The organism is Agrobacterium sp. a22-2 (assembly GCF_012276985.1).
Classification (GTDB): Bacteria; Pseudomonadota; Alphaproteobacteria; order Rhizobiales; family Rhizobiaceae; genus Allorhizobium.
Genome location: NZ_JAAXMM010000003.1, coordinates 132,886 through 158,578 on the forward strand (window position 1 = coordinate 132,886; position 25,693 = coordinate 158,578).

25 protein-coding genes are annotated in these 25,693 nt (G+C 62.5%); 5 read left to right on the forward strand and 20 right to left on the reverse strand.

Features of this window, described 5'->3' with window-relative positions; genetic code table 11:
• Window positions 1-249: 249 nt before the first annotated feature.
• The 7 genes from HFC70_RS06095 to HFC70_RS06125 form a co-directional block, all read right to left on the reverse strand.
• A complete protein-coding gene (locus HFC70_RS06095; protein ID WP_168472329.1) occupies window positions 250-1,068 on the reverse strand; it encodes an IclR family transcriptional regulator in 819 nt (272 codons plus the stop codon).
• 19 nt (window positions 1,069-1,087) lie between these two features.
• Window positions 1,088-1,477, reverse strand: coding sequence for a RidA family protein (locus HFC70_RS06100; RefSeq protein WP_168472330.1), 390 nt, complete (start codon window positions 1,475-1,477; stop codon window positions 1,088-1,090).
• A gap of 36 nt (window positions 1,478-1,513) precedes the next feature.
• A complete protein-coding gene (locus tag HFC70_RS06105) occupies window positions 1,514-2,284 on the reverse strand; it encodes an amino acid ABC transporter ATP-binding protein (protein ID WP_168472331.1) in 771 nt (256 codons plus the stop codon).
• Between the two features lie 10 nt (window positions 2,285-2,294).
• A complete protein-coding gene (locus tag HFC70_RS06110) occupies window positions 2,295-2,960 on the reverse strand; it encodes an amino acid ABC transporter permease (protein WP_168472332.1) in 666 nt (221 codons plus the stop codon).
• Window positions 2,961-2,964: 4 nt separating this feature from the next.
• The gene (locus tag HFC70_RS06115; RefSeq protein ID WP_168472333.1) at window positions 2,965-3,627 is read right to left on the reverse strand and encodes an amino acid ABC transporter permease; all 663 of its coding nucleotides are present in this window, start codon (window positions 3,625-3,627) and stop codon (window positions 2,965-2,967) included.
• Between the two features lie 73 nt (window positions 3,628-3,700).
• Window positions 3,701-4,543 carry a transporter substrate-binding domain-containing protein gene (locus HFC70_RS06120; RefSeq protein WP_168472334.1) on the reverse strand — a complete coding sequence of 281 codons (843 nt, stop codon included), beginning with the start codon at window positions 4,541-4,543 and terminating at the stop codon, window positions 3,701-3,703.
• 375 nt (window positions 4,544-4,918) lie between these two features.
• A complete protein-coding gene (locus HFC70_RS06125; RefSeq protein WP_168472335.1) occupies window positions 4,919-5,545 on the reverse strand; it encodes a TetR/AcrR family transcriptional regulator in 627 nt (208 codons plus the stop codon).
• A 100-nt stretch (window positions 5,546-5,645) separates the two neighbouring features.
• Between HFC70_RS06125 and HFC70_RS06130 the strand changes: the two genes are divergently transcribed.
• Genes HFC70_RS06130 through HFC70_RS06145 form a run of 4 tightly spaced genes read left to right on the forward strand, consistent with a single transcriptional unit; the run spans window position 5,646 to window position 12,064 of the window.
• Window positions 5,646-6,719: an efflux RND transporter periplasmic adaptor subunit gene (locus HFC70_RS06130; RefSeq protein ID WP_168472336.1), complete on the forward strand. Its 1,074-nt coding sequence runs from the start codon at window positions 5,646-5,648 to the stop codon at window positions 6,717-6,719.
• Window positions 6,716-7,801, forward strand: coding sequence for an efflux RND transporter periplasmic adaptor subunit (locus tag HFC70_RS06135; RefSeq protein WP_168472337.1), 1,086 nt, complete (start codon window positions 6,716-6,718; stop codon window positions 7,799-7,801). The genes HFC70_RS06130 and HFC70_RS06135 overlap by 4 nt, the downstream gene beginning before the upstream one ends.
• The gene (locus HFC70_RS06140; RefSeq protein ID WP_168472338.1) at window positions 7,798-10,860 is read left to right on the forward strand and encodes an efflux RND transporter permease subunit; all 3,063 of its coding nucleotides are present in this window, start codon (window positions 7,798-7,800) and stop codon (window positions 10,858-10,860) included. Before HFC70_RS06135 ends, HFC70_RS06140 begins: the two co-directional genes overlap by 4 nt.
• 28 nt (window positions 10,861-10,888) lie before the next feature.
• Window positions 10,889-12,064, forward strand: a complete 1,176-nt coding sequence (locus HFC70_RS06145) for an alpha/beta hydrolase (RefSeq protein WP_246735664.1) — start codon at window positions 10,889-10,891, stop codon at window positions 12,062-12,064.
• Between the two features lie 72 nt (window positions 12,065-12,136).
• Here HFC70_RS06145 and HFC70_RS06150 read toward each other — a convergent pair whose 3' ends face one another.
• The 12 genes from HFC70_RS06150 to HFC70_RS06205 form a co-directional block, all read right to left on the reverse strand.
• Window positions 12,137-13,081 (reverse strand): glyoxylate/hydroxypyruvate reductase A, encoded by a 945-nt coding sequence (locus tag HFC70_RS06150; RefSeq protein ID WP_168472339.1) that lies wholly within the window; start codon window positions 13,079-13,081, stop codon window positions 12,137-12,139.
• A gap of 26 nt (window positions 13,082-13,107) precedes the next feature.
• Window positions 13,108-13,521, reverse strand: a complete 414-nt coding sequence (locus tag HFC70_RS06155) for a VOC family protein (protein ID WP_168472340.1) — start codon at window positions 13,519-13,521, stop codon at window positions 13,108-13,110.
• Window positions 13,522-13,547: 26 nt separating this feature from the next.
• Window positions 13,548-14,714, reverse strand: coding sequence for a Xaa-Pro peptidase family protein (locus HFC70_RS06160; RefSeq protein WP_168472341.1), 1,167 nt, complete (start codon window positions 14,712-14,714; stop codon window positions 13,548-13,550).
• A 39-nt stretch (window positions 14,715-14,753) separates the two neighbouring features.
• On the reverse strand, window positions 14,754-15,440 hold the full coding sequence (locus HFC70_RS06165) for a GntR family transcriptional regulator (RefSeq protein WP_246735665.1): 687 nt from the start codon (window positions 15,438-15,440) through the stop codon (window positions 14,754-14,756).
• Window positions 15,437-16,678, reverse strand: a complete 1,242-nt coding sequence (locus tag HFC70_RS06170; protein ID WP_168472342.1) for a hydantoinase/carbamoylase family amidase — start codon at window positions 16,676-16,678, stop codon at window positions 15,437-15,439. Before HFC70_RS06170 ends, HFC70_RS06165 begins: the two co-directional genes overlap by 4 nt.
• A complete protein-coding gene (locus HFC70_RS06175; protein WP_168472343.1) occupies window positions 16,675-17,646 on the reverse strand; it encodes an NAD(P)-dependent oxidoreductase in 972 nt (323 codons plus the stop codon). Before HFC70_RS06175 ends, HFC70_RS06170 begins: the two co-directional genes overlap by 4 nt.
• Complete coding sequence (locus HFC70_RS06180; RefSeq protein WP_168472344.1) at window positions 17,643-18,281, reverse strand: GntR family transcriptional regulator; 639 nt, start codon at window positions 18,279-18,281, stop codon at window positions 17,643-17,645. Before HFC70_RS06180 ends, HFC70_RS06175 begins: the two co-directional genes overlap by 4 nt.
• Window positions 18,278-19,255 carry a biotin-dependent carboxyltransferase family protein gene (locus tag HFC70_RS06185; RefSeq protein WP_368669554.1) on the reverse strand — a complete coding sequence of 326 codons (978 nt, stop codon included), beginning with the start codon at window positions 19,253-19,255 and terminating at the stop codon, window positions 18,278-18,280. The genes HFC70_RS06180 and HFC70_RS06185 overlap by 4 nt, the downstream gene beginning before the upstream one ends.
• On the reverse strand, window positions 19,252-19,968 hold the full coding sequence (gene pxpB / locus HFC70_RS06190) for a 5-oxoprolinase subunit PxpB (protein ID WP_246735666.1): 717 nt from the start codon (window positions 19,966-19,968) through the stop codon (window positions 19,252-19,254). Before pxpB ends, HFC70_RS06185 begins: the two co-directional genes overlap by 4 nt.
• A 24-nt stretch (window positions 19,969-19,992) precedes the next feature.
• Window positions 19,993-21,294 carry a TRAP transporter large permease gene (locus tag HFC70_RS06195; RefSeq protein ID WP_168472346.1) on the reverse strand — a complete coding sequence of 434 codons (1,302 nt, stop codon included), beginning with the start codon at window positions 21,292-21,294 and terminating at the stop codon, window positions 19,993-19,995.
• 3 nt (window positions 21,295-21,297) lie between these two features.
• Window positions 21,298-21,831: a TRAP transporter small permease subunit gene (locus HFC70_RS06200; RefSeq protein WP_168472347.1), complete on the reverse strand. Its 534-nt coding sequence runs from the start codon at window positions 21,829-21,831 to the stop codon at window positions 21,298-21,300.
• A 74-nt stretch (window positions 21,832-21,905) separates the two neighbouring features.
• Complete coding sequence (locus tag HFC70_RS06205; protein WP_168472348.1) at window positions 21,906-22,886, reverse strand: TRAP transporter substrate-binding protein; 981 nt, start codon at window positions 22,884-22,886, stop codon at window positions 21,906-21,908.
• A gap of 351 nt (window positions 22,887-23,237) precedes the next feature.
• Here HFC70_RS06205 and HFC70_RS06210 point away from each other — a divergent pair, with 351 nt between their 5' ends.
• Window positions 23,238-24,092 carry a D-amino-acid transaminase gene (locus HFC70_RS06210; RefSeq protein ID WP_168472349.1) on the forward strand — a complete coding sequence of 285 codons (855 nt, stop codon included), beginning with the start codon at window positions 23,238-23,240 and terminating at the stop codon, window positions 24,090-24,092.
• Between the two features lie 93 nt (window positions 24,093-24,185).
• On the opposite strand, the gene HFC70_RS06215 is transcribed toward HFC70_RS06210, so the two are convergent.
• Window positions 24,186-25,688, reverse strand: coding sequence for an aldehyde dehydrogenase (locus tag HFC70_RS06215; protein WP_168472350.1), 1,503 nt, complete (start codon window positions 25,686-25,688; stop codon window positions 24,186-24,188).
• Window positions 25,689-25,693: the final 5 nt, after the last annotated feature.

The following is a 25,693-nucleotide window of genomic DNA, read 5'->3' on the forward strand; positions in this document are numbered from 1 at the left end:
CGATCCGCCTCAAGCGCAAGGGCGATGCGGATCGCCGACCCGGACCTTGGACGCGGCGGCGTGTTCGACTTGCGCCGATACGACGAGTCTGCCTCGTTCGCAACCGAGGACAGTGAGACCGCATTCCTCACCGATCGGTCCCTCGATCTTCTGTCTGTTCAGGGGCAATCGCCCCTTTTGCGCACCTGTCTTTTGCCGCGCCTCGCTCGCGATTTCGCATGCATTTTCTGCCGCTCTGCGCGATGACGGTCACTGGCTGCCGACCCGGTTTCGCGCTTGCTGATCGCGATCGGAATGAAAGCCCAGTTTCTCCGAGATCTCGTTTGCGGCCGTCAGCAGGCTGTCGAGATAGGCGTCACGATTGCGCAGGCCATCCTCGCGGGGAGCAACCAGGCACAGCGTGGCAATGCAGGCACCGTCTGCCTGGTGGATCGGCACTGCGAAACATTGCGTGAAGTTCTCGACTTCGCTGTTGAAGGTAAAGTAACCGTCGCGGCCGGCCTGGCGCACCTGGGCGATAAAGTCGGCGGGCTCGAACAGCCGGCCGTTCGGCAGAACGAAGTCTTCCGCCGGGATCAGGTCGAGGATTTCCTGGTCGCTCAGATGCGAGACCAGCAGGCGGCCCGAGGCGGTCCAGGGGACCGAGACCAGTTCGCCGACATTGGAGGAAATGCGAAACGGCCGGATGCCCTCGCGCATCATGGCGACGGTGTATTTGCGGCCTTCCAGCAGGCACATCTGCGCTGTCTCGCGGGTTTCCTCGGCAAGCCGCACGAGCATGCGGTCGCATTCCCGCATCAGGTCGAACTGTTCGGCATAGGCCGTTCCGAGGAAATAGAGGCGGCGGCCGAGAAACACCCGGCCATCGCCCCCCTGGTAGTCCAGCATGCCGTGACTGAGCAGCAGGTTGACGAGTTCGTAGATCGAAGAGCGGGGGGCGCCGATCTCCGAGGCGATCTCGTTTGGCCGCATGGGCTGGCGCTTGACGCGCAGGAACTCGAGGATCTCGAAAGCGCGATCCAGTCCCCGCGTGCGTCGCGAGATCGTATCGCCTGCGGCCTCGGTCATGCTCTTCTCCACAATTTTGTCAGGCGCGATCGGCGCGATAGGCCACGCAGTCCACCTCTACCTTGCAATCGACCATCATCCGCGACTGAACACAAGCGCGCGCTGGCGGGTTCTCGCCGAAGTACTCGGCATAGACGCCGTTGAAGCTCCAGAAATCGCGGGGATCGTCGAGCCAGACGCCGACGCGCACCACGTCCTCGACGCCGTAACCGGCCTCATGCAGGATGGCAATGAGGTTCTCGATGGCCTTGTGGGTTTCTGCCACGATGCCGCCGCGGACGATCTCGCCCTTTTCCATCGGCACCTGGCCGGACACGTAAAGCCATCCGTTTGCTTCGACCGCGCGCGCGAAGGGAAGGGGCTGTCCGCCTGCACCGGATTCGCCGGCGCCGTAACGTTTGATCGTCATGAAATGCTCTCTTTTCTTGTCGTTAAAGCTGGTCTTTTAGTTGAAGCTGGAGGTCTTGAGGAACTCGGCAAGCCGCTCGGTTTTAGGCCTGACGAACATGTCCTTGGGGTCGCCTTCCTCGCAGATGACGCCCTGGTTCATGAAGATCACGCGGCTTGAGACCTCGTAGGCGAAACGCATTTCGTGGGTGACCAGCAGCATGCTCATGCCGTCGGCGGCCAGACCCTTGATGACCTGAAGAACTTCGCCGACGAGTTCCGGATCGAGCGCCGAGGTCACTTCATCGAACAGCATGAGCTGCGGCGCCATGGCAATCGCGCGGGCAATGGCGACACGCTGCTGCTGGCCGCCCGACAATTGCCCGGGATAGTGGTCGCCGCGGCCGGTCAGCCCGACGCGATCGAGCCATGTCTCACCAAGCACGCGGGCCTCGTCGCGGCTCATCTTCTTCACCTTGAGGAGGCCGAGCATGACGTTCTGCACCGCGGTCATGTGCGGAAAGAGGTTGAACTGCTGGAAGGCCATGCCCGTCATCGCCCGCTGCCGGGCGATTTCCTTTTCGCTCTTGCGCTTGCGAACCGGGCCTGCGTGCTCGTAGCCGATCTCTTCGCCGGCCAGGCGAATATGCCCGCCCTGGAATTCCTCCAGCATGTTGATGCAGCGCAGCATGGTGGTCTTGCCGGAGCCGGACGATCCGATGATCGAGATCACCTCGCCTTCGTGCATGGTGCAGTCGACGCCCTTCAGCACTTCGACCGGGCCGTATTGCTTTCGAAGCCCCTGGATTTCGAGAAGTATCTTGCTCATGCGGGAGCCCTCACGACGGAACGGCGGTCTTGCGCTCGACATATTTGCCGAAACGTTCGATGCCGTAGTTGATAACGAAATAGAGAAAGCCGGCGACGAAATAGAACTGCAGGCTCATGAAATTGCGGGAGATGATCTCCTGGGTTCGCAGCAGCAGTTCCGCGACGCCGATCACCGAGAGCAGCGTCGAGGCCTTGACCATCTCGGCCGAGGTGTTGACCCATGCCGGAAGAAACTGCCTGAGTGCCTGTGGCCAGAGCACGTAAGCGAAGGTCTGTCCGAAGGTCAGGCCGATCGCCTTGGCCGCTTCCGTCTGCCCCGTCGGAATGGCCTGCAGGCCGCCGCGGACGATCTCGCCGACATGCGACGAGCAGAAGACCGCCAGTGCCAGCACGCCGGCCTGGAACGGTCCAAGCTCGATGCCGATCGTCGAGAGCACATAGTAGCTGGCCAGAACCAGCACCAGGACAGGCGTGCCACGGATAAAGTCGACATAGGCGCGCACGACAAAGCGCAGCACGCGGTTGCCGTAGACCAGGGCCAGGCCGACCAGCACACCGAGCATCGACCCGATGACGATCGACAGGAGCGAGATCGAGACCGTCACGCCTAGGCCCTTGAGAATGACGGCGCGGGCAAGCCAGATCTGTTCGAAGAAGGCTGATAAATCCATCATGACATCACCTCGGTACGACCAGGCGCCGCTCAAGCAGGCGCATCAGCGCCGCCAGCAGCGAGCAGGTGGCGACATAGAGACCGGCGGCGACGATCCATGTCTCGATGACCCGGAAGGTCTCGACATTGATCTTGCGGGCCTCGAAGGTCAGCTCCGGTACGGCAATCGCTGCGGCAAGCGACGTGTCCTTGAACAGCGAGATCACGGTGGACGACAGCGAGGGAAGAACGTTGCGGAACATCAGCGGGGCGATGATCGAGGTGCGGATCTGCATCGGCGTCAGACCGATCGCCAGACCCGCCTCCGTCAGCCCGCGGGGGATCGACAAAAGCCCGGCACGGAACACTTCCGCCAGATAGGCGCCGGAATAGATCGACAGCACCGCCACGAAGGTCTCGATCTTGCCGAGCCGCACGCCCAGTTGCGGCAGCGCGAAATAGGCAAAGAGCACCAGAACGAGGATCGGCAGGTTGCGGATCACGGTGACATAGGTTGCCGCCGGCAGCTTGACCCAGCCGCTTTTGGCGATCAGCGCGAACGCGACGATCAGGCCGATCACGGCACCGACCAGGATGGAAAAGAAAGCTAGGCCGAGGCTGAGCAGCAGTCCTTCCAGAAGCTGGTCGAAACTGCGCCAGACGGCGGCAAAATTGAGGGTGTAACCCATGGGAAGGTCCCGTCACAGAGAATGGAGACGGGACGAAGGGTGTAACCTTCATCCCGATAGCAGGCCTTGAGGCTTACTTGTACTCGACCGGGAAGCCGATCTGCGGCGGGGCCAGTTCCTTGCCGAACCAGGTCTTGTAGGATGCGGCATAGAAGTCGAATTCGACGCCGGTCATTGCCTCATGCAGGGCGGTGTTGACGAAGTTCAGCCAATCCTGGTCGCCGCGCTTGACGCCGCAGGCGTAAGACTGCGGGTTCCAGCCATAGCCGGCATCCTTGTAGCGGCCCTGGTTCTGGGTCATGTACCAGGCCAGCGACGACTGGTCGGTGGCCGCCGCATCGGCGCGGCCGGATTCCAGTGCCTGATAGATCATGTCGACGGACTCGTACTGGTCGACCGTCGCCTCCGGCAGGGCGGCATGCACCATGGCTTCGGCATAGACATTCTGCAGGACCGAGATCGTCACCGAAGACCTGGCGGCCTTCAGGGCAGCATAGTCGGCATATTTGCCGTCAGCCTTGAGCATCAGGCCAACGCCTTCGCGGTAGTAGGGAATGGTGAAGGCGATCTGCTGGGCGCGCTCCCCGGTCACCGTCATGAACTGGCAGGTCAGGTCGACCTTGTCGGTGGTGATGTTGGGAATGCGGGCGTCGGACGACTGGTTGACATATTCGATCTTGTCCGGGTCGCCGAACAGTGCCTTGGCGACAATGCGGCCCATGTCGACGTCGAAACCCTGCAGCTTGTCGTCAGCGCTCTTGAAATGCCACGGCGCATTTGTGCTGCCGGTGCCGAGAACAAGATGGCCGCGTGCAAGCACGGCATCGAGCTTGCTGCCTTCGGCGAGGACCGGAGTGGAAGAAAGGAAGGTGGCGGCGACCAGCGACATCATGCCGGCGCGGAAGGAAATGGTCATGGCGTTCCCCTGAGATTGAGCGCTTCTTTGAAATCCAATATACCGGACATATGTCTGCTTTATCGGACAGACATATCAAGACTGAACGAGATAGACTTGTCAATGGCTCGCGGCGATAAATGAAGCAGCCTGGATTGGTGGCGCATTTTTCGGCAGTGCAGCATGATTGTGGGAGGTCGAAGCCGAGCCGTGGGCGGGGCCTGCTTTATCCGGATCGTTCCTGGATCAGGGCGCGGGCTGCTGGTCAACGCGCCGGCTGAGGGAAGGGTAACGCTGGACGCCAGGAGCTTCGGGTCGACGTTCCGAAGCCTGTGATGCGGCTGCTATTGCGAGCCGAGCGCTTTGCGACTGCAACTGAGGTGCGGCCCGTGATCCCTACTTCCGGTCGACCGCCAGGCCGTTCATCACGAGATCAAGATGCGCCTTTATGTAGGATGGTAGGTCGTGATCGCGACGACGGACCAAGAGCAACCTCTCGACCATCATGGCGATTATTGGTGCAGCGACGACGGGTGCAAGCGCGGCCGGTGCGTTGCGGAACTCGCCGTTGGCGATCCCCTCGTCGAGCAGCGATTGGGTGAGCCCAAAAAGCGGGTCGATCAGTTCGTCGTGATGCGCCTCGATGACTTGCGGAAAACGTGACCCTTCCGAGATCACGAATCGGATCAATTCGCGCGTGTGTCGGTCGTCCGATACCTTTTCGTAAAAAAGAAGGAGAAGGGCTCGAAGCCGCTCGGCGCAGGTCCCTTTCAATTCGCCGGAATCGCGCAGCAGCTCCTCCAACGGTACCGAAATGTGGTTGATCATCGCAGAGAAGAGATCTTCTTTCGTCGGGAAATACACATAGATTGTGCCCTTGGTCACACCAATGCGATCCGCGATGTCTTCCACGCGGGTTGCAGCGTAGCCATTCGCGACGAATTCTTCAAATGCCGCGTCGAGAATTTGAATCGGCCTGAGGGCCTTTTGCTCCGCCCGTGTCAGCTTTTTGGATCTTGCCATCGATGTCGTCCAGTCATTCTTTGTTATGCGTTCAAGAATTTTCATTGACTAACGCGTCACTCAACAGTATCACGGCCTTGTCATTGATCAAGAGGCGATTATGCGACGGTTAGTTACGAATGCGCTTTTAGCGTTTTTATTTGTGCCCCTGACGGCTTGCGCTCCCCAGGAAAAGGCGCACGAGAAGGAAGTGCGGCATGTCGAGACAGTTGTCGTGAAGACGGAACCGTTGTCGGAAACCATCTCGACGACGGGTGAGATCAGCGCTCGCGTTCAGTCCGATCTTTCCTTCCGGACCAGCGGGCGAATTATTGAACGCCTCGTCGATGTCGGTGATCGTGTCAAGGCCGGACAGGTTTTGGCGCGCATCGACGCCGAAGAACAGAAGGCCGATTTGGAGGTGGCCCTGGCTAACCTGCTTTCCGACGAGGCGCAGCTGACGGAAGCGCAGCAGGCGTTCGATCGACAGGAGAGATTGTTTGCCACGGGCGTTACGACGCGGGCGGCACTCGATGAGGCGCGGGAAACGTTGCTGCGAGCACAGGCGACGGTGCAGTCCGCACAGGCAGACGTCGATACCGCCAACGACACGCTCGGACATGCCAACCTCGAAGCGGACGCCGCCGGCATCATCACCGCCCGTAATGCGGAAGTGGGGCAGGTGGCGCAAGCCGCGCAACTCATCTTCACACTCGCCCATGATGGTCCTCGTGACGCGGTGCTAGACGTCAATGAATCCGCTCTCCTCGGCCGCCAACTTGAAGACGACGTCGAGGTCAGACTGCTGTCAGGCGGTGAGGCGCTCAAGGCCAGCGTGCGTGAGGTTTCTCCGACGATTGACACCACGAAAGGTACTATTCGCGTCAAACTCGCCCTTGAAGGCGCTCCCGATGTCCGGCTTGGCAGTGCCGTGGTCGCCACGGCGCGCTACAAGCCGGTAACGACGATCGAACTGCCTTGGTCCGCCATGGCGTCGGCTGCAGGGCAACCCGCCGTATGGATCATTGACCCCAAGACACGTGCAGTTTCCATCCGCCCCGTGAAGGTCCTTGCCTATGGCGCCGAACGCTTTTTCGTCCAGTCTGGTCTGAACCAGGGAGAAATCGTGGTCAGCAATGGAACGAAGTTCCTGAGCGATGGTGAAGTCGTGGCATTCGAAGAGGCTATCCAATGAACTCCACCTCCAGTCTTATCGCCCTTCTGATCGCCAGCACGCTGCTGACGGCCTGCCAGAAGGAAGAAGCGGCCACGGTCGAGCCGCCGCGTCCGGTTCTCTCCCAAGTCATAGCGCTTGAACCGGCGGCCCGGTTGACGCTTCCAGGTACGGTCGAAGCGCGCATCGAAACGGAATTCAGTTTCCGTATCCTGGGCCGCATCGTTGCGCGCAACGTCGACATAGGCGACCTGGTGAAAAAGGGTGATGTCCTCGCGGCTATCGATCCTCTGGCCCTAGAGCTTGCGGTCAAAAGCGCGCAATCCGATCTCGCCAACAGCGAGGCGCAGCTCGCCAACGCGCTGACCAACGAAGAACGACAGAGAATACTTTACGAAAAGCAGTCCGCCGCGAAGGCCACCTACGAGACGGCCCAGCAGGAACGCAAGACCGCCGAGGCCGCCGTGGCGAAGTCCAAGGCCAACCTCAACAAGGCCAACGAACAACTGAGCTATTCGCGCCTTCTGGCCGAATTTGACGGCGTCGTCACGTCGACCTCCGCCGAGGTTGGCCAGGTGGTGTCTGCAGGCCAGAGTGTTGCCACTGTGGCCAGGCCGGAAGAGCGGGATGCCGTCATTGACGTTCCCGAAGTCGCAGGCGATCAGCTGAAGCCGGGTGCGGAATTCGACGTTTCATTGCAACTCGATCCCACGGTCCGTGCCAAGGGCATCGTCCGCGAGATTACGCCCGAAGCCGACGAGGCAACTCGCACCCAGCGCACCAAGCTGACGCTTGTCGATCCGCCCGAGGCGTTGAGGCTGGGCGCGGTCATCACCGCCAGCGCCACAACTGAGGCGGGTTCCGTTATCCGTGTTCCTTCATCCGCAATCAAGACGGACGGTTCGAACCATTTTGTCTGGGTCGTCAACGAATCCGATGGCAAAGTGGCCTCGCGCCAGGTCACGGTTGAAGGCAGCCCCATCCCGGGGGGCAACATCATTGTTGCAGAAGGGATAAAGTCCGGCGACCGCATTGTCGTTGCGGGCGTCAACAAACTCGAAGAAGGCCAGACCGTTCGTATCGACCAGGAGATGACCAAGTGAAATCGTTTAACCTATCCGACTGGGCGCTCGAACACCGTTCGCTCGTCTGGTACTTCATGATCGTCTTCATTTTGGCGGGCACGTTCTCCTATCTTAACCTTGGCCGCGAAGAAGACCCCGCCTTCACCATCAAGACGATGGTGATCAGCGCTCAGTGGCCAGGAGCGTCTGCTGAAGAAGTGACGCGCCAGGTCACGGACCGGATCGAGAAGAAGCTCCAGGAACTGGACTCTCTCGATTATACCCGCAGCGAGACGACTGCCGGGCAGACGACCGTCTTCGTCGAACTCCTGGCCTCGACAAAGGCAAGAGACGTGACGGGCAACTGGGTCCGGGTCCGCAATATGGTCAACGATATTGCGGGGGATTTCCCAAGCGGTGTCGTCGGGCCGTTCTTTAACGATACGTTCGGGGACGTCTATGGCAATATCTATGCCTTCACCTCGGACGGTCTGACGCAGCGTCAGCTTCGCGATTTCGTCGAGGATGCCCGTACCCAGCTGCTGACCGTCCCGAATGCCGGCAAGATCGACATCGTGGGTGCGCAGGACGAGGCGATTTATCTTGAATTCTCCACCCGCAAGATCGCCGCGCTCGGCATTGACCAGCAATCGGTTATCGAAACGCTTCAGGCGCAGAATGCCGTAACGCAGTCCGGCTTCGTCGATGCTGGGCCGGAGCGCATCGCCTTGCGTGTCGGTGGGCAGTTTACGTCTGAGGAAAGCCTGAGAGCCATCAACCTCCGGGTGAACGATCGCTATTTTCCGCTGACCGATATCGCGACCATCAAGCGCGGTTATGCCGATCCGCCATCGACGCTGTTTCGGTTCAAGGGCCAGCCGGCCATCGGTCTCTCCATCGGCATGACGACCGGTGCAAACCTGCTGGAATTCGGCGAAGCGCTCGACGCCCAGATGAAGCAGGTTGTCGCCGATCTGCCCATCGGCGTCGATGTCGAGCGGGTGTCCGATCAGCCGGCCGTCGTCGAAGAAGCCGTGTCGGGTTTCACAAAGGCGCTGTTCGAGGCAATCGTCATTGTCCTGGCGATCAGCTTCATCAGCCTGGGCATGCGCGCCGGCATGGTTGTTGCAATCTCGATCCCGCTTGTTCTCGCGATCACCTTCGTCTTTATGGAATATACCGGCATATCGCTACAGCGAATTTCGCTCGGCGCTCTGATCATCGCGCTCGGCCTGCTGGTCGACGACGCCATGATCGCGGTCGAGATGATGGTGTCACGACTGGAAGCGGGTGACACCCTGCGCAAAGCGGCCACCCATGTCTACACATCCACGGCGTTTCCCATGCTGACGGGTACGCTTGTCACTGTTGCGGGCTTCATCCCGATCGGGCTCAACAATAGCGCGGCCGGTGAATTCACCTTCACGCTGTTTGTCGTCATCGCCGTTTCCTTGGTCGTGTCATGGATCGTTGCCGTGCTGTTCACGCCGCTGTTGGGCGTGGCCATCCTGCCGAAGACGATGAAATCGCATCATGAGAAGAAGGGACGGGTTGCCGCCGGCTTCGCTTGGCTGCTTTTGCTTGCCATGCGCTGGCGCTGGGTAACGATCATCGCGACTGTCGTGACCTTCGCTGTCTCGGTGGGCGGTCTCGGGCTTGTGCAACAGCAGTTCTTCCCCTCGTCCGACCGTGTCGAGCTCATCGTCGACTGGAACATGCCGCACAACACCACCATTACCGAGACGAACAGGCAGATTGCTCAGTTCGAACAGGAAAAGCTCGTGGGCAACGAAGACATCGACCATTGGTCGACCTATGTCGGCGAAGGCGCTCCACGGTTCATCCTCTCCTATGACGTGCAGACGCCGGCCGTGTGGTTCGGACAAATCGTCATCGTCGCAAAGGACCTTGAAGCGAGAGACCGCCTTCGCGCCGATCTTCAGGCCTATGTGAAAAAGGCTTTTCCGGGCACTGACGCTTTCGTCAAGCTTCTGGACATCGGTCCTCCCGTTGGAAAGCCCGTCCAGTACCGCGTCGGCGGGCCCGACATCCAGAAAGTTCGCCAGCTGGCGCAGCAATTGGGGGGCATCCTCAATCAGCATCCGCTGCTGACCAACATGACCTATGACTGGAACGAGCCGTCGCGCGTCGTGAAGGTTGACGTCCTGCAGGACAATGCCCGCCAGCTCGGCATCTCGTCGGAAGATATCGCGACTGCGCTGAATGGCGTTGTCGAGGGATCCTCGTCGACACAGGTCCGGGATGACATATATCTGATCGACGTGATCGGGAGGGCTCAGGATTCCGAGCGGGGTTCGATCGAAACGCTGAAGAACCTGCAACTGCCGAGCTCGAGCGGAAAATCGGTTCCGCTGTCGGCGATTGCCAAGTTCCGCTACGAACTCGAACAGCCCTTCATCGGCCGTAGGGACCGGATCCCGACGATCACCGTCAAGGCGGCGGTCATTGGCTCGACCCAGCCGGCGACGGTCGTCGAACAGCTGAAGCCCGAGGTGGAAAAGTTCTCGAACGCTCTGCCTGTCGGCTACCATGTCGAGATCGGTGGTTCCGTCGAGTCCAGCGCGGATTCGCAAGGACCCATCGTGGCGGTCGCGCCAATGATGCTGTTTGCCATGGCGACCATCCTGATGATCCAGCTTCAGAGCTTCAGCCGTCTCTTCCTGGTGTTTGCCGTTGCTCCGCTTGCCCTGATCGGGGTCGTGGCAGCGCTGCTTCTCAGCAACGCGCCGATGGGCTTCGTGGCGATCCTCGGCGTGCTGGCGCTGGTCGGTATCCTGATCCGCAACTCGGTTATTCTCGTCGTCCAGATTGAGCATCTTAGAAGCGAGGGCATGCCTCCCTGGAAGGCGGTGGTGGAAGCAACCGAACACCGCATGCGGCCGATCATGCTGACGGCAGCGGCGGCCACCCTGGCGCTCATCCCGATTTCCCGGGAAGTGTTCTGGGGGCCGATGGCCTACGCCATGATGGGCGGGATTGTGGTCGGAACGGTTCTGACGCTTCTGTTCCTCCCGGCTTTGTATGTGGCCTGGTTCCGCATACCAGGCGAAGAGCCGAAGGCTGAAGCCGAGGTCTAAACGCTTTGTCAATGAGGGCGCCCACTGGATGCCCTCTTATTTCCTGACCATTACCCAAGGCTTATCCATGCCCGTTCTATACCCGAGCCGCATTCAGCGCGCGATTCTTGGCATTGCCCTGCTCAGCGGCCTGATCGGCCTTGGAGGGTGCACTTCCAGACCAGATTCTGCGGTTCTTGAACCCGCGACCATCGTCCAGAAGAACAACGACCAGGTCACTGTGTTCGCGGTCACCAACCGCAATCAACTGGGAGGCCATGGCGGTTTCGGCAGCGAATGGGCAAGCCACCTGAGCTACGAGCGCTATGGCTTTTCCGTGCCTGAGAGCCGCAAGGGTTCGACGATTGTCTATCCAACCGCGAAGCCGGATCCCAGCCGTCAATATGTCGTTACCGCGCGAGAAAAACTGGCTGATCAAGCTTTCATCGACAAGATTACCCGATCAACCGAGTTTAACGGCACTGTTGCCGTCTTTGTCCATGGCTATAACTACAGCTATCAGGAAGCGCTTTTCCGGACGGCTCAGATGGCAGCCGACGCCAATACCATCGGGCTGCCGATCCTCTTTTCCTGGCCTTCTGCGGCCAGCGTGACCGGATACGTGGCCGACCGCGACGCTGCCCTGTATTCCAGGAGCGAACTCGACCGGTTGCTGCAGGCGCTGGCAACGGCGCCGAAGGTCAAACGGGTTATGGTGCTCGGCCACAGCATGGGCGGATTTCTCACCATGGAAGCCGTCAGGCAGTTGAAACTCCAAGGGCATTCCGATGTTCTCGCGAAGCTTGAAGTGGTCCTTGCCGCACCCGACATCGACGTCGACGTTTTCCGCTCGCAACTCCGCGATATCGGGAGAATGCGGGCGCCGATCACCCTCCTTGTGGCGAAAACAGACCGGGCCTTGGCCGTGTCGAGCTTTATCGGCGGCGAGCGCCTACGGGTTGGTCTCCTGGATATCGACGATCCCATCGTCCAGAAGGCCGCCGAGACCGAGCATGTGCGCATTATTGACATTTCCTCGGTCGAATCCTCCGATGGGCTTGGGCATGATCGGTATGCCGCACTTGCTCGTTTCGAGAAACAGCTCTCGCTTGCGGAAAGCCGGAGAGAGAATGGCACGAACGGTGTCGGGGCCTTCGTTTTCGATACGGCGGGTGCCGTGGTGGCAAGTCCGTTCCTGTTGGCGGGGCAACTGGTGAGGCGCTAAAGCCAAGTCTCGATGATAGGAACCTGTAGGCTCCTATCATCGAGACTTGGTGTAAGACCATCTTGAGCCCACTCAATATCCCCGATCGCGATCGACTGTCGCCGGCATTACGCCGCGGTCCCGCCAGGCGTGCACATTGGCGGCCACAATGGCGCAGGCCGTTTCAGGCGTCGTCGGCGCCGAGATATGCGGCAGCACTGTCACCCTGTCATGGCCCCAGAAACGTGCGTCCGCAGGCAGGGGCTCCTGCTCGAAGACATCCAGCACCGCATGGGTGATCCGGCCGCTATCGAGTGCGGCCAACAGGGCGTCGCCGACAATGACGGCGCCGCGGGCAAAATTGATGATCGATGCCCCGGGCTTGATCGAGGCCAGTCGCTCGGCGTTCAGCAGCCCGCGCGTGTTCGATGTCAGCGGCACCAGGCAGATGACGATATCGCTTGTTGCCAGCACATGCCGCAGGCCGTCGTCGCCGCAGACGGTCTCGACCCCCTCCAGCACCTTCGGAGAGCGGCTCCAGCCGCAGACCTTGAAACCGGCACCGGTCAAACGGTCCGCCGCAGCCGTGCCGAGAGCCCCAAGCCCCAGAAGGCCGACCGTGACATCGCGCGGATGACGGTAGTCGAGCGGCTGCCACAGCCGATTCTGCTGGCTTTTGCGATAGGCCGGCATGTCCCGGTGGATGTAATAGGTCCAAGCGAGCACCGCTTCGGCCATCACCCGCGACAGTTCCTGATCGACGAGTCGCACGATCGGCGGCGCTAGGCCGCCGAGCTCGGCGACCAGCCGCTCGACACCGGCCCACAGGCTGTGGATCCACGACAGGCATGGCAGAGCGGCCACATCCGCCGGGTCGGGATTGGCGACAATGGCGATCTCGGCAAGCCGCCGCTCTTCGGACGTCAGAACCCGGAAGGGACGGATCGTCTCCCCCGGCATGGCCTTGGCCAGACGATCAAGCCAGTCCTGCTCGGAGGCTTCATCCATACGGGTCACGAGCGCGATGGGTGGCAGCATGCCGGTATCTCCCCTTTGGTTCTCAATCAGTGCGCGAAAACGCTGTCGAAGTCCTTGAAGCCCTTGACCTCGATCGGATTGCCGGAAGGGTCGAAGAAGAACATCGTACGCTGTTCGCCCGGTTCGCCGGCAAAGCGGATAACCGGCGGAATGTCGAAGGCGATGCCGGCCGTGACCAGCCGCTCCGACAGCGCCAGCCAGTCTTCGAGCGGCAGGACGACGCCGAGATGCGGCATCATCACCATGTGGTCGCCGACCTTGCCGGTGCGGGTCACCTCGAAGGGCTTGCCGAGATGCAGCGAGATCTGGTGTCCGAAAAAGTCGAAGTCAACCCAAGTTTCGGTTGAGCGGCCTTCGGCGCAACCGAGCACACCGCCGTAGAATTTGCGCGCCTCGTCGAGATCGGTGACGTGATAGGCGAGATGGAAGAGAGAACGCATGAAAGCTCCTTGGATGTTTTGCTGTTTCAGCACACAGTGATGCCGCGGGGAAGGGTGGAGAGAATGTCGCAGCCGTGATCCGTGACGATCACGGTTTCGGACGCGCCGACGGTGAAGCGCCCGAAGGCGCGCAGCGTGGCGGGCAGATGGAAGACCATGCCGGGTTCGAGCCGCACATCGGTGCCGGTAAACAGGCTCAGGATGCCGCCTTCGCCCCAGTCAGGCGCAAAGGCGACCCCCATGGAATAGCCGATGCGCTTGCGGAAGGCGTCGGTATAGCCGGCCGCATCGATGACTGTCTGGGCGGCCTCATGCGGTCTGGCACAGGAGGCGCCCGGACGGATCTCAGCAAGGGCGGCATCCAGCGCCTTCAACGCGCAATCCATCATGGCGCTGACCTCGGCGGGGACGGGGCCGATGAACGCCGTGCGCATCAGCGCCGAATGATACCGGGCATGGCTGCCGGCCATCTCCAGGAAGACGGCATCGCCACCCTCCATCAGCCGACGGCGCCAGGTCATGTGCGGCAGGCCGCTGCGCGGGCCAGACGAGACCAGCGGCTCCATGCCGAAGGTTTCCGAGCCGGCAGAGACGGATGCCGCCAACATTGCGGCTGCGACCTCGTTTTCGGACGCGCCGCTGCGGCAGGTGGCAAGACCAGCTGTAAGCCCAGCCTGCGCATAGCCGGCGGCCAGCCGGATCATGTCGAGTTCGGCCGGCGATTTCAGCATCCTCAGCGGCGCCACCAGCGTGGATCCGTCGGCGAGCACACCGGTGCCGATCGCCGTCTCGATCTCGGCCATCAGATTGGGTGAGACGAACCAGCCGGCTTTCTCGATGGCGGGCCGGGCGATGCCCAGCCGTGCCAGGATGGACGCCAGAGCCTGTGCCGGGTCCTCGCCGTCCTGATAGGCGACGATGTCGGTCAGCCAGGTATTGGCGATGGCGCCGGGCAATTCCAGCTGCCGGACCAGCAGCACCGGCGCGCCTTCGACGGCTAAGATCAGGGCCTGAAAGGCGAAATAGCCGGCGGTCTGGCGCCCGGTCAGCCAGTAGATATTCTCAGGTCCGGTGACGACAAGCGCCTTATGCCCGGCGTCCTGGATACGCTGGCGCGCCTGCGCCTGGCGCTTGGCAAATTCTTCTGCGGGAAAGGCCGCCTCGGTCCCGCGAAGATAGGTCAGTTCATGCACGTCTGGTCTCCCGTCCGATCGTCCTTGTTCCGGTCCTGGTCATGGCCTGGCCAGCCAATCGAGGAACCGGGTTCGCACGCTGGCGAAATGGGCTTCCATTGCAGCGCGTGCGCCTTCCGCGTCGCCGGCTTCGATGGCCGCGATGACGGCGAGGTGTTCCCTGGCCTGCTCGGTGAAGCGGTCATGGGTCCGGGTAATGGTACAGCGCCGCGCCGTCTCGCGCAGTTCCGCCAGCATCGTCGGCCAGAGGGTCAGGCCTGCGGCCTGGGCGACGGCGGTGTGAAAGGCATCGTCATGTTTCCAGAACTCGTCAAAGGCGGTCGCTTTGCCATTGGCATAGGTCTCGGTCACCTCTTTGACGGCGACGAGCGCCGGGTGCAAACCCGCGCTGCGCGCCATCTCTGCCGCACGGGCGGCAGCGGCCCCCTCCAGAAGACGGCGCAGCTGCACGATGTTGAGCAATTGCTCCACGGTGACGGGCTGGACGGCCAGCGTGCCATTGGCAAGCCTCGCAATCACGCCTTCCTGCTCGAGACGCGCCAGCGCGACCCTAAGCGGTGTGCGCGAGGCGCCGGCCTCCGCCGCCAGCTGGTTTTCGCTGAGGCTCTCGCCGCTGGCGATGCCGCCTTCCAGGATGCGCCGCTTGATGTCGTGGTAGATCCGGTCGGCCAGCGTATCCTTCTCGCTGACCTCGATGCGGGGCGTTCCGTCCATGGTGTCTGTCATGGCCGGCCCTGCCTGTCGGCAAAGGTTTCCGCCAGCGCCCGCACGGCCAGTGCCAGGTCCTTTTCGTCCATGCCCTCGTCGGGATTGTGGCTGCCGTTCCAGTTGCGGATGAACAGCATGGTGGAGTCCCAGCCGGCCGCCGCAAAGGCCGCCGCGTCATGTCCGCCGCCAGACAGCATGATGCGCGGCGACAGGTCGAGCGCGCTGGCGCCGGCCAGGATCCGGTCGTTCAGCGAAGCGGACAGGTCGCTCGGCTTGCTGCGCGACTGCGGCCCCAGCCGGAAGCGCACGCCGCGCTTTGCTTCTATCGCTGCGATCTCGGCTTTCAGGGCGGCATCCATGCGGTCGAGCACCGCATCGTCGCCGGACCTGATGTCGACACAGAATTCCAGCCGGCCCGGTACCTTGGCAAAGGCGTGCTCGTCGCTGGCCGCATCGACCCTGCCAAACGTCACCGCGCAATCATGGCCGCCCTCCAGCATTTCCCCCCAAAGGCGATCGAGCGCCGTCACCAGGTCGGCGAAGGCGAACACTGCGTCCGCCCGCTCGCTGCGCGGCGCCCCACCCGAATGGGCCCAGACACCGTCGATGCCCGCCTGGCGATAGCGCAGCCCGCCGCGCACGCCGCTGACCAGCGCAAAGGGCTCGTCCGCCTTCAGCAGCACTGGTCCCTGCTCGATATGGATCTCGATGAAACGGGCGCTCGTCAGTCCCGGGCCTCTGAGCACCGCATCCGGGTCGCCCCCCTCGATGCGCATGTGATGGGCAAGCGTCTGGCCGGTATCGACGCGGCAGGCTTCCATCTCCGGCGCCGTCAGCCGGCCGAGGGCGGCGCGCGAACCGATATAGGAGACCGGAAACCAGACGCTTTCCTCGGCCCGTGTCACGGTGACGACCAGATCGACCGGCGGGGTTTCGCCGCTTTTGACGAAATGCGCCGCCAGCGCCATCGCGCCGGCCACGCCGGCCACCCCGTCATAGGCGCCGCCCATGGCGACGGTGTCGAGATGCGAGCCGATATAGAGGGCGGGTGCTGCCCGGTCGCGGCCGGGAAGGCGCGCAAAGAGATTGGAACCGGCATCCCGCGTCACGGTCATTCCAAGCTCTTCGGCCTTCTCGGCGATGATGGCATGGGCCTGGGTTTCCAGCGGGCTGTAGGACGGACGCGTGAAGCCGGGTCCCGGCAGGCTCAGCCGGTTCACGCGCTCGATGATATCGGCGATCATCGCTTCGATCATGACGCTTTCCTTTCGTCTGGCGCGGCGAAGGCTCCGATCGGCGCGTTGAGCGCCGTGGCCGGCGTCTGGCCTGACAAGGCCGCCAGCACGTTGCGGGCGGAACCGACCGCCGTGCGCTTCAGGGCCTCCAAGGTGGCGCCGCCCAGATGTGGTGTGAAAATGACGCGGCTGGAGGCGCCAAGCGGTCCTTGCGGGGCGTCATGGCTATAGACGTCGAGACCGGCGGCCGCGATGCGGCCGTCATCGATCGCCACTGCAAGCGCTGCCTCGTCGACAAGCCCGGCGCGCGCCGTATTGATCAGGATCGCGCCCTGCTTGGTAAACCTAAGCGTTTCGGCATTGATGAGATGTCGAGTTTCCGGCCGCATCGGCGTGTGCAGGGAAATCAGATCGGCCTGGGCAAGGCCTTCGGCCAGGGTGGCGACGCGCTCGAAGCCCTCGAGATCCTGTGCGCGGGGCGAGTAGACCATCATCCGCATGCCGAGCGCGGCCTTCAGCATATGGGCAAGCCCGGCACCCGTGGCACCGAAGCCGATGATCAGCGCCGTCTTGCCGGACAATTCGCTGAAGCGCTCGCGCTCGCGGAAACCATGGTGTCCCGCCCGCTCATCGCGATCGGCCGCCGGGATCAGCCGGGCGGCCGAAAGGCTGAGACCCAGCGCCAGTTCCGAAACGGATCGCGCATTGAAGCCCGGCGAATTGCACACCAGCACGCCGTGGGCGACGGCTGCCTGCTTGTCGACGGCATCATGGCCGGCACCATGCACCACGATGACCTTGAGCGCGTCGGCAGCCTCGAAATAGGCGGCCGGGAAGCCGACATCGCGGGTGATCACCGCCACGCAGCCCGGCAACAGGCCGCGCACCGTGTCCAGCGAAGGATCGGGGCAGATCACCGGCGTAATCCCGGCGGCCTCGAGAAGGGCAAGCCCGTCGGCGTGGACGGGCTGAAGGATCAGGCATTTCATGTATTCTGGCGTCCCATGCGGTTTTCAAGATGGATCAGGATGGCATCGCGCGCCTGCAGAATGTGATAGGACATCAGCCTTGCGGCCTCCTCGGCCTGCCCGGCGGCAAGGGCTGCAAGGATTGCCAGATGTTCGTGGCAACCCTTCAGGAAACGCTCGGGAACGCGGCCATAGTCGAACATGCAGGTGCGCAGGCGCAGGGCCTCGACCGTGGAGACCAGCAGCGGATTGCCGCTGGCAGCGGCGATCATATGATGGAAATCGTCGTCCACCCGCCATTGCTCCTCGCCCGGTCCGGCCGCCATCACGGCCTCGACCCGGGCGCGCATGGCATCGAGCATCGCCGGCTGCAGCTTGACGGCCTGCCGGGCGCCATGGCTTTCCAGGGTGTCGCGCAGGAAGAAGATCTCGCGGACCTCATCGGCCCCGATACGGCGAACCTTGAGAAAGCGCCCCTCGCGGGCGGCTAGCCCCTCCGCTTCCAGATGCTTCATCGCCTCGCGTACCGGGGTGCGCGACATGTCGAGCAGCTTGCCCAGCTTGTCTTCGGACAGCGTGTCGCCAGCCGACAGATCCCCCGACAGGATCATCTCGACGATACGGTCGCGGGCCTGACTGGCCAGAGGCTGGGTCATGATGCGTTCTCCTCCGTAACCGTTGCGATTGCAGTCCCGGCCGGGGTCAGCGTCGCGATCACATCCGCAAGCTCTCGGGCCGCCCGCAAGCCGATATCTTCGGCATGCTCGGCCGAGACGGCACGAAACCGGAAAGCGCGGCCCGAGGGCAGTTGCGCGAAGCGGCCGAGATCGGCGGAAATGATCGTCGCGATCTTCGGGTAGCCGCCGGTCGTCTGGCGGTCGGCCATCAGCACGATCGGCCGGCCGCTCGACGGCACCTGCACCGAGCCGGTCAGCGTTCCGTCCGAGACGATATCGTGGCCCCTGACCGCCGGCAGCGACGGTCCATCCAGCATGCTTGCCATGCGGTCGCGCATCGTGCCGACAGAGAAGGTCTCCGTCAGGAAACGCTGCCGGATATCGGCAGCAAAATAGTCGTCCTGCGGCCCGGCCACCACGCGGATCGGTCCGACAGCCCGGCGAAACGTTCGGCCAAGGCACAGGCATTCGCCCCCAGGTTCGCGCCCGAGCGGCAATGCGTCTCCGGCGGCAAGCACCCGGCCCTCGTAGCCGCCGAGTGCTGTGCGCAGATGGGTGGAGCGGCTGCCAAGCACCGGTGCGGTCTCGATACCGCCGGACACGGCGACATAGCCCCAGGTGGCATCGCGCAGGGCGCCGATGGTCAGGATTTCGCCTGCCTTCAGCCAGTGGCTTTCCCAGCCCGGCAGAACGCGGTCACCGATGCGGATGTCGCAGGCGCCGCCGGTGATGGCGATGCGGCAATCGCGGCTGATCCGCAGCGCTCCGCCCATGATGGCGAATTCGAGTACGGCGGAACCCGGGTCGTTACCGACCAGTGCATTGGCGATCCGATAGGCGTCCTGATCCATGGCGCCACTGGCGGAGACACCCTGGTGCAGCAAACCAAAGCGGCCGGCATCCTGCACCGTCATCATCATGCCAGGGCGTTCGATCGTCAGGACCCCGCTCACGATGCGATCTCCTCAAGACCCGGCGCGCCGGCGGCAATCCGTGCCGCCAGATCAGCCTCTTCCGCGGCTTCGATCGGCCGGAACCGGACCCGGTCGCCGGCCTTCAGCAGGAAGGCATCGGCCCGTGACGGATCGAACAGGCGCACCGGCGTCTGGCCGAGAAAACGCCAGCCGCTCGGCCCGGCCACCGAATTGATATTGGCCTGCTTGCCGCCGATGCCGATCGCGCCGGCAGCGACATGCTGGCGCGGCACCGCCAGGCGCGGCGTATGCAGGGCGTCCGGCAGGCCGCCGAGATAGGCAAAGCCCGGTGCAAATCCGATCATGTAGACCCGGTAGTCGACCGAGGCATGCAGTGCGATCAGGTCTTCCACGGTCATGGCCTTCATCGCGGCCAGATCCTCGAGATCGAGGCCGACCGGGCCGCCATAACGCACGGGCACCGAAAACAGCCGACCGGATGTGCGGCCCGGCTGCAGAATGCGCAGGCGCTCTTCAAGCCGCAGGGACAGGTCCTTGCCGCGGATGATCGCCGGGTCGTAGAGCACCATCAAGGAGCGATAGGTCGGCACCGTTTCCTCGATGCCGCCGATCGGATCGGACGAAAGCGCCGCCGTCAGATCGATGATGCGGGCATTCACCGTCTCATCGATCCGGTCGGACAATTCGACGCTGAGCGCCCTGTCGCCGCAGGGCAGAATTCGCACGGTCATAGCCTCCCCCAAGCCCATGGTACCTTATGGTTTGCTCATCATATCAGGCACCAGCATGACAATGCCCGGAAACAGCGCAATCAGGATCACGAAGCCGGCCATGATGAAGAAGAACGGCAGCGTGGCCCGGGTAATGCGCGCCATGCTGTCGCCGGTCAGGCGCTGGATGACGGTCAGGTTGAAGCCGACCGGCGGTGAAATCTGCGCCATTTCCACGACGATCACGATGAAGATCCCGAACCAGACCTTGCTATAGCCGGCCGCCATGACGAGGGGAAGCGTGATCGGCAGCGTCATGACGATGCAGCCGAGGCCCTCCATGACAGTGCCGAGAATGATATAGAAAATCAACAGCACGACGATCAGCGCGAAGGGTGACAGGCCCCAGCCTTCGATCATTCCGGCAATATAGGCAGGCATGCCGAGATAGCCGATCGTGGTGGAGAGGAACATGGCGCCGACCATGATCAGGCCGATCATGGCGCAGCTGTCGGCCGCCTGATGGGCGGCTTCCATCAGGCGCTGGAAATTCAAGGTCCGCTGCCAGAAGCCGATCAGCATCGAGCCGCCGACACCGACCGCAGCCGCCTCGGTGGGCGACGCGAAGCCGCCATACATCGAGCCGACGACGCCGATGATCAGGAATAGAAGCGGCCCCAGATCCTTCAGCGCCACCAGCTTTTCGCGAAGCGTCGTGGAAGGCGGGGTGACGCCGACGAGCGAGGGCTTCAGATAGGCACGCAGGCCGATATAGCCCATATAGGCGGCTGCCATCAGAAGGCCGGGCAGGATGCCGGCCATGAACAGCCGCAGGATGGATTCCTCCGCAATCACGCCGTAGATGATCATGATGGTCGAGGGCGGGATCAGGAAGCCAAGGGTGCCGGCACCGGCGAGACTGCCGGTGACCAGATCGCGGTCATAGCCGCGCGAGATCAGTTCTTTTGCCGTGATCCGGCCGACGGTCGCCGTGGTGGCGGCCGACGAGCCGCAGACCGAGGCGAACAGGGTGCAGCCGAGCACCGTGATATGGCTGAGCCGCCCGGGCACGCGCCGCAGCCAGGGGGCGAGCCCTGAAAACAGCGCCTCGGAGATCTTGGTGCGGAACAACAGGTCGGCCATGAAGATGAACAGCGGCAGTGCCAGCATTTCCGGCGAGACCAGGGTGTTCCAGGTCTGCTGCGCCAGCAGCTTGGAAAACGGCAGATTGGGCCGGTAGAGCGCCAGCAGGCCGGCAGCGGTGCCGATCAGCCCGAGGCCGATCCAGACGCCGGTGCCCAGAATCAGGGTCATCAGGCCGAGAAGGCTGAGTGATATCTTTCCCATGGTCTATTCCAATCCCGGTCCGGTGGTCAGGGCTTCGCCGCGCAGCAGTCTCAAGCATTGCGCCACCATTTGCAGGCAGAGCAGCACGGCGCCGAGCGCGAATGCGGCTTGCGGCCAGACCAGCGGGGTGCGGATCACCGAGGCGGAGGTTGAGCCGCGCTGGTAGGAGAGAAACGCCATTTCGATCAGGGCGCCGCAAAGGGCGATGGAAATGGCGAGCCCGATCAGGCAGGCGGCCATTTCAATCCAGCGGGCACCGCGCATGGGCAGCATTTCGGCGATGGCCGTCACCCGGACATGGCTGCCGGATTTCAGCGCGCTGGCGGCCGCCAGCATGAAGCTGCCACCCATCAGGTAAGCGGCGACATCCCAGGAAAAGCTCAAGGAAAAGCCGAGGATGTTGCGCAGGATGATTTCGCCGGCGATCAGCGCAAAGATGCCAAGCAGGCAAAGGGCCGCAATGCTGTTGCCGACGGACGTCAGGGCATCGATCGGGTCGATCACCCGTGAAAAGCGTTGGGCTGGACTGGGTTCCATGGCCGTTCTCCGGAAGCGCAAAGAAAAAGGTCGCCGCCACTGCAGGGGGTGACGGCGAATGTTAGGCTATGGCCTCAGTTCAGCGCCTTCAGATAGGCGTCGATATAGGGAGCGGCGTCCGGAACGCGGGTCTTGAATTCCTCCCAGAGCGGCTTGGCCCGCTCGATCAGGGCGGCCTTCAGTTCCGGCGACGGGGCGGAGACATCGATGCCCTTGTCTTTCAGGATGGCCAGCTTGGCGTCGTCTTCGGCGCGGCTCACCAGCCAGAACTCGCCTTCAAGCGTCTTGGATGCGGCCTCGATCGCCTTCTGGTTTTCCGGCGACAGGGCATTCCATGCATCGAGATTGACGGTGACGATGTTGCTGGATGCCTGCCAGTTGAAGGTGCTCATGTTCTTGGTGAATTCCCAGAAGGCGCCGTCGACGCCCGAGGAGGACGAGGTCGTCACGCCCTTGATCGTGCCGGCCGCCAGCGACGGCACGACTTCACCCCATGGCATCTGCACGGGTGCTGCCCCGAGCGCATTGAAGAAGTTGTGACCATTGGCGTCGACGACACGGATCGTCAGGCCCTTCAGGTCTGCGATCGTCTCGATCTTGTTCGGCGAATAGACCGCCTGGCCCGGCCATGGCACCATGTAGAGCAGCTTCTGGTTCATCGAGGTGGCGACTTCCTCGATCTTCGGGCGGAAGAATTTGTGCAGTAGCGCCAGATCCGGCATGGTCGGCGCCAGATAGGGCAGCGTTTCGATGCCCAGCACCGGCGCTTCGCCGACCTGCTGGCTCATCAGGATGTCGGCGACCGGCACGATACCGTCGCGCACCGCTGCCATGCCCTCGGGGCCCTTGATGCCGAGTGCGCCACCGGGGTGGACGGTGATGACCACTTCGCCCTTGGTGACGTCCTTGACCGTCTCGGCAAATTTCATGGCATTCTTGGTGTGGAAATTGCCGGGCGGCCACACGACCGACATATCCCAAGCCGTTTGCGCGACAGCGGGTGCGGCGAGGCTGGCAAGAAGCACGGCCAGGCCGGCACGAAGCATGTTCTTCATGGTGCAGTAACCCCTCTTTTATGATTCTGCGGCCAGCCGTTGGGAGCGGCGGGCGCGCTGAAATTGGCATTTGCATTTTCGGTATACAGGACGTATTCCCAATTGGCCAGAGGCTATGGCGCTTTTTTCGCCGCTTTGGAGATGGGTCTAATTTTTATGCACAGCGCTCTGCCAGATGCAACCAGGAGACGAGGGAGGGCTGCTGCATTGAATAACTAAGTAGTTGGATATTAATGCATTTTACAATGTCTCCTTATATTTCTATAAGTTGACGCTATCGATCCATCGCACGATAAGCCACAGAAAGCCGCCCGCGGGCGTCGTGCCAACTCTCTGGGAGAACTGCCCGTCATGTCCCGTATTGTCTATCTCAATGGCCAATGGTTGCCGGAAACAGAAGCCAAGGTTTCGGTCTTCGACCGTGGCTTCATGTTTGCCGATGCCATTTACGAGGTCACCGCCGTGATTGGCGGCAAGCTGATCGACTATGCCGGCCATGCCGGTCGTCTGAAGCGCTCGCTTGCCTCGCTCAACATTGCAGCCCCCGTTTCCGACGAGGACATGCTGGCCCTGCACCGCGAGATCCTTGCCCGGAACGGCATGACCGACGGGCTGATCTATCTGCAGATCTCGCGCGGCGCCCAGGACCGCGACTTCCTGTTTACCGATGACCTGACTCCGACATTCGTGATGTTCACCCAAAGCCGCCCGGTGCTCGGCAACCCGAAATGGAACAAGGGCATTTCCGTCATCACCATGCCGGAAGGTCGATGGGAGCAGCGCCAGATCAAGACGGTGCAGCTGCTCTATTCGTCACTTGCCAAGATGGAGGCGCAGAAACAGGGCGCCGACGACGCGTTCTTCGTTGAGGATGGCTTCATCACCGAGGCCAGTTCCTCCAATGCCCATATCGTCACCAAGGCCGGAACGCTGGTCACCCGCGACCTCTCCAATGCCCTTTTGCATGGCATTACCCGTGGCTCGGTGCTGGATCTCGCCAGGCGCGCCGGTCTTGCCGTCGAGGAGCGCGGCTTTACGCCGGCAGAAGCAAAGGACGCGGCGGAAGTCTTCATCACTTCGGCGACCAATTTCGTCATGCCGGTCACCCGCATCGACGGTCAGCCGGTGGGCGACGGCAAGCCGGGGCCGGTGTCGCAGACACTGCTGCAGGCCTATATCGAGGACCGTCTGGCGAGCGCCATCTAGAACCGCGCCTCCCTCCAGTCGGCCCCATGGTAGTGGCGGTGCTGTACGTTGTTCCGGGGCGATGAGCCCCGGGCTCGGTGGGACCATCGCAATTTAGCCGATCGTCGCCCATACGCCCTTCGTTTGCGTATAGGAGACAAGCGCGTCGAAACATTTGTCGCGCCCGTTGCCGCTTTCCTTCCAGCCTCCGAACGGGAACTGCATGTCGCCGTTCATGTAGCTGTTGATATAGACCATGCCGGCCTCGACATCCCTTGCGAACCGGTGCGCCTTTCCAAGATCGGAGGTCCAGATGCCGGCCGCCAGTCCGAAGCTGGTGTCGTTGGCGATCGCGACCGCTTCCTCAAAGGTGTCGAAGGCGATGATGCTGGCCACAGGCCCAAAGATTTCCTCCCGCGCGATTGCCATGTCATTGGTGACGCCGGTGAAGATCGTTGGCGCCACATAGGCCCCCTTTTCGAGCCCTTCGGGCACGCCGCCGCCGATCAGGCAATGGGCGCCGGCCTGCTTGCCGATATCGACATAGTCCAGCACCCGCTTCTGTTGCTTGACGTCGACGAGCGGTCCCATGCCCGTCGTCGGGTCGAGCGGATCGCCCGGCCGATAGCCGGCTTCTGCCTTGGCGCGCAAGATCTCGGTGAAGTCCGCCAGGATCTGTCTTTGAACGAGAATGCGCGAGCCAGCACAGCACACTTCACCCTGATTGCCGAAAATGCCCATGGCGGCCCATTCCGCCGCCGTTTCCAGATTGGCGGCATCCGCCATGACGACATGCGGAGACTTGCCGCCGCATTCGGTCGAGATCTTCTTGAGGTTCGATTGACCGGAATAAAGCATCATCAGCTTGCCGACTTCCACCGATCCGGTGAAGGCGATCTTTTCGATATCACGGTGCAGCGCCAGGGCCTTCCCAGCTTCCGGACCGTAGCCGTTCACGACATTGAAGACGCCGGGAGGCCCTCCGGCCTCGACAAACAGGCGGGCCAGCAGCAGAGCCGACAGCGGCGACTGCTCGGCGGGCTTCAGCACGACCGAATTGCCGGCGGCCAGCGCGGGCGCAATCTTCCACATGGTCATCAGCAAGGGATAGTTCCACGGCACGATGCAGCCGACCACGCCCAGCGGCTGTCGCAGGACATAGGAGAGGACATCGGGCGCCGTTGCGCCGACCGTGCCTTGCAGCTTGTCGACGCATTCGGCAGTGAAGCGCAGGCAGGTCAGCGCCAGCGGCACGTCCACCGAAAGCATTTCGGAGATCGGCTTGCCCATGTCCATCGTGTCGATGAGAGCGAAGTCCTCCATTTGCGCTTCCACCAGATCGGCAAAGCGATAGAGCACGGCCATGCGTTGGCGCGGAGCCATGCGCGACCAAACGCCGGACTTGAAGGCCCTGAGGCCTGTGGCGACAGCCCGGTCGATATCCGCGGCATCACCGCGGGCGACCTCTGCAAGCACCGCGCCGTTGGCCGGATTGACACTCTCGAAGACGGCGCCCGATTTGGCCGGCACAAAGTCGCCGTCGATAAAGAGACGGCCTTCCAGCGACAGGGTTTCAGCCTTCTCCGCCCAGGTCCGGACCTTTGGAACGATAGTCATGCGTC

What these genes read in the sequence shown, in the direction of transcription:
- HFC70_RS06095 (WP_168472329.1), bottom strand. Translation starts at nt 1,068, where the DNA reads ATGACCGAGGCCGCAGGCGATACGATCTCGCGACGCACGCGGGGACTG.
- HFC70_RS06100 (WP_168472330.1), bottom strand. Translation starts at nt 1,477, where the DNA reads ATGACGATCAAACGTTACGGCGCCGGCGAATCCGGTGCAGGCGGACAG.
- HFC70_RS06105 (WP_168472331.1), bottom strand. Translation starts at nt 2,284, where the DNA reads ATGAGCAAGATACTTCTCGAAATCCAGGGGCTTCGAAAGCAATACGGC.
- HFC70_RS06110 (WP_168472332.1), bottom strand. Translation starts at nt 2,960, where the DNA reads ATGATGGATTTATCAGCCTTCTTCGAACAGATCTGGCTTGCCCGCGCC.
- HFC70_RS06115 (WP_168472333.1), bottom strand. Translation starts at nt 3,627, where the DNA reads ATGGGTTACACCCTCAATTTTGCCGCCGTCTGGCGCAGTTTCGACCAG.
- HFC70_RS06120 (WP_168472334.1), bottom strand. Translation starts at nt 4,543, where the DNA reads ATGACCATTTCCTTCCGCGCCGGCATGATGTCGCTGGTCGCCGCCACC.
- HFC70_RS06125 (WP_168472335.1), bottom strand. Translation starts at nt 5,545, where the DNA reads ATGGCAAGATCCAAAAAGCTGACACGGGCGGAGCAAAAGGCCCTCAGG.
- HFC70_RS06130 (WP_168472336.1), top strand. Translation starts at nt 5,646, where the DNA reads ATGCGACGGTTAGTTACGAATGCGCTTTTAGCGTTTTTATTTGTGCCC.
- HFC70_RS06135 (WP_168472337.1), top strand. Translation starts at nt 6,716, where the DNA reads ATGAACTCCACCTCCAGTCTTATCGCCCTTCTGATCGCCAGCACGCTG.
- HFC70_RS06145 (WP_246735664.1), top strand. Translation starts at nt 10,889, where the DNA reads ATGCCCTCTTATTTCCTGACCATTACCCAAGGCTTATCCATGCCCGTT.
- HFC70_RS06150 (WP_168472339.1), bottom strand. Translation starts at nt 13,081, where the DNA reads ATGCTGCCACCCATCGCGCTCGTGACCCGTATGGATGAAGCCTCCGAG.
- HFC70_RS06155 (WP_168472340.1), bottom strand. Translation starts at nt 13,521, where the DNA reads ATGCGTTCTCTCTTCCATCTCGCCTATCACGTCACCGATCTCGACGAG.
- HFC70_RS06165 (WP_246735665.1), bottom strand. Translation starts at nt 15,440, where the DNA reads ATGACAGACACCATGGACGGAACGCCCCGCATCGAGGTCAGCGAGAAG.
- HFC70_RS06170 (WP_168472342.1), bottom strand. Translation starts at nt 16,678, where the DNA reads ATGATCGAAGCGATGATCGCCGATATCATCGAGCGCGTGAACCGGCTG.
- HFC70_RS06175 (WP_168472343.1), bottom strand. Translation starts at nt 17,646, where the DNA reads ATGAAATGCCTGATCCTTCAGCCCGTCCACGCCGACGGGCTTGCCCTT.
- HFC70_RS06180 (WP_168472344.1), bottom strand. Translation starts at nt 18,281, where the DNA reads ATGACCCAGCCTCTGGCCAGTCAGGCCCGCGACCGTATCGTCGAGATG.
- pxpB (WP_246735666.1), bottom strand. Translation starts at nt 19,968, where the DNA reads ATGACCGTGCGAATTCTGCCCTGCGGCGACAGGGCGCTCAGCGTCGAA.
- HFC70_RS06195 (WP_168472346.1), bottom strand. Translation starts at nt 21,294, where the DNA reads ATGGGAAAGATATCACTCAGCCTTCTCGGCCTGATGACCCTGATTCTG.
- HFC70_RS06200 (WP_168472347.1), bottom strand. Translation starts at nt 21,831, where the DNA reads ATGGAACCCAGTCCAGCCCAACGCTTTTCACGGGTGATCGACCCGATC.
- HFC70_RS06205 (WP_168472348.1), bottom strand. Translation starts at nt 22,886, where the DNA reads ATGAAGAACATGCTTCGTGCCGGCCTGGCCGTGCTTCTTGCCAGCCTC.
- HFC70_RS06210 (WP_168472349.1), top strand. Translation starts at nt 23,238, where the DNA reads ATGTCCCGTATTGTCTATCTCAATGGCCAATGGTTGCCGGAAACAGAA.
- HFC70_RS06215 (WP_168472350.1), bottom strand. Translation starts at nt 25,688, where the DNA reads ATGACTATCGTTCCAAAGGTCCGGACCTGGGCGGAGAAGGCTGAAACC.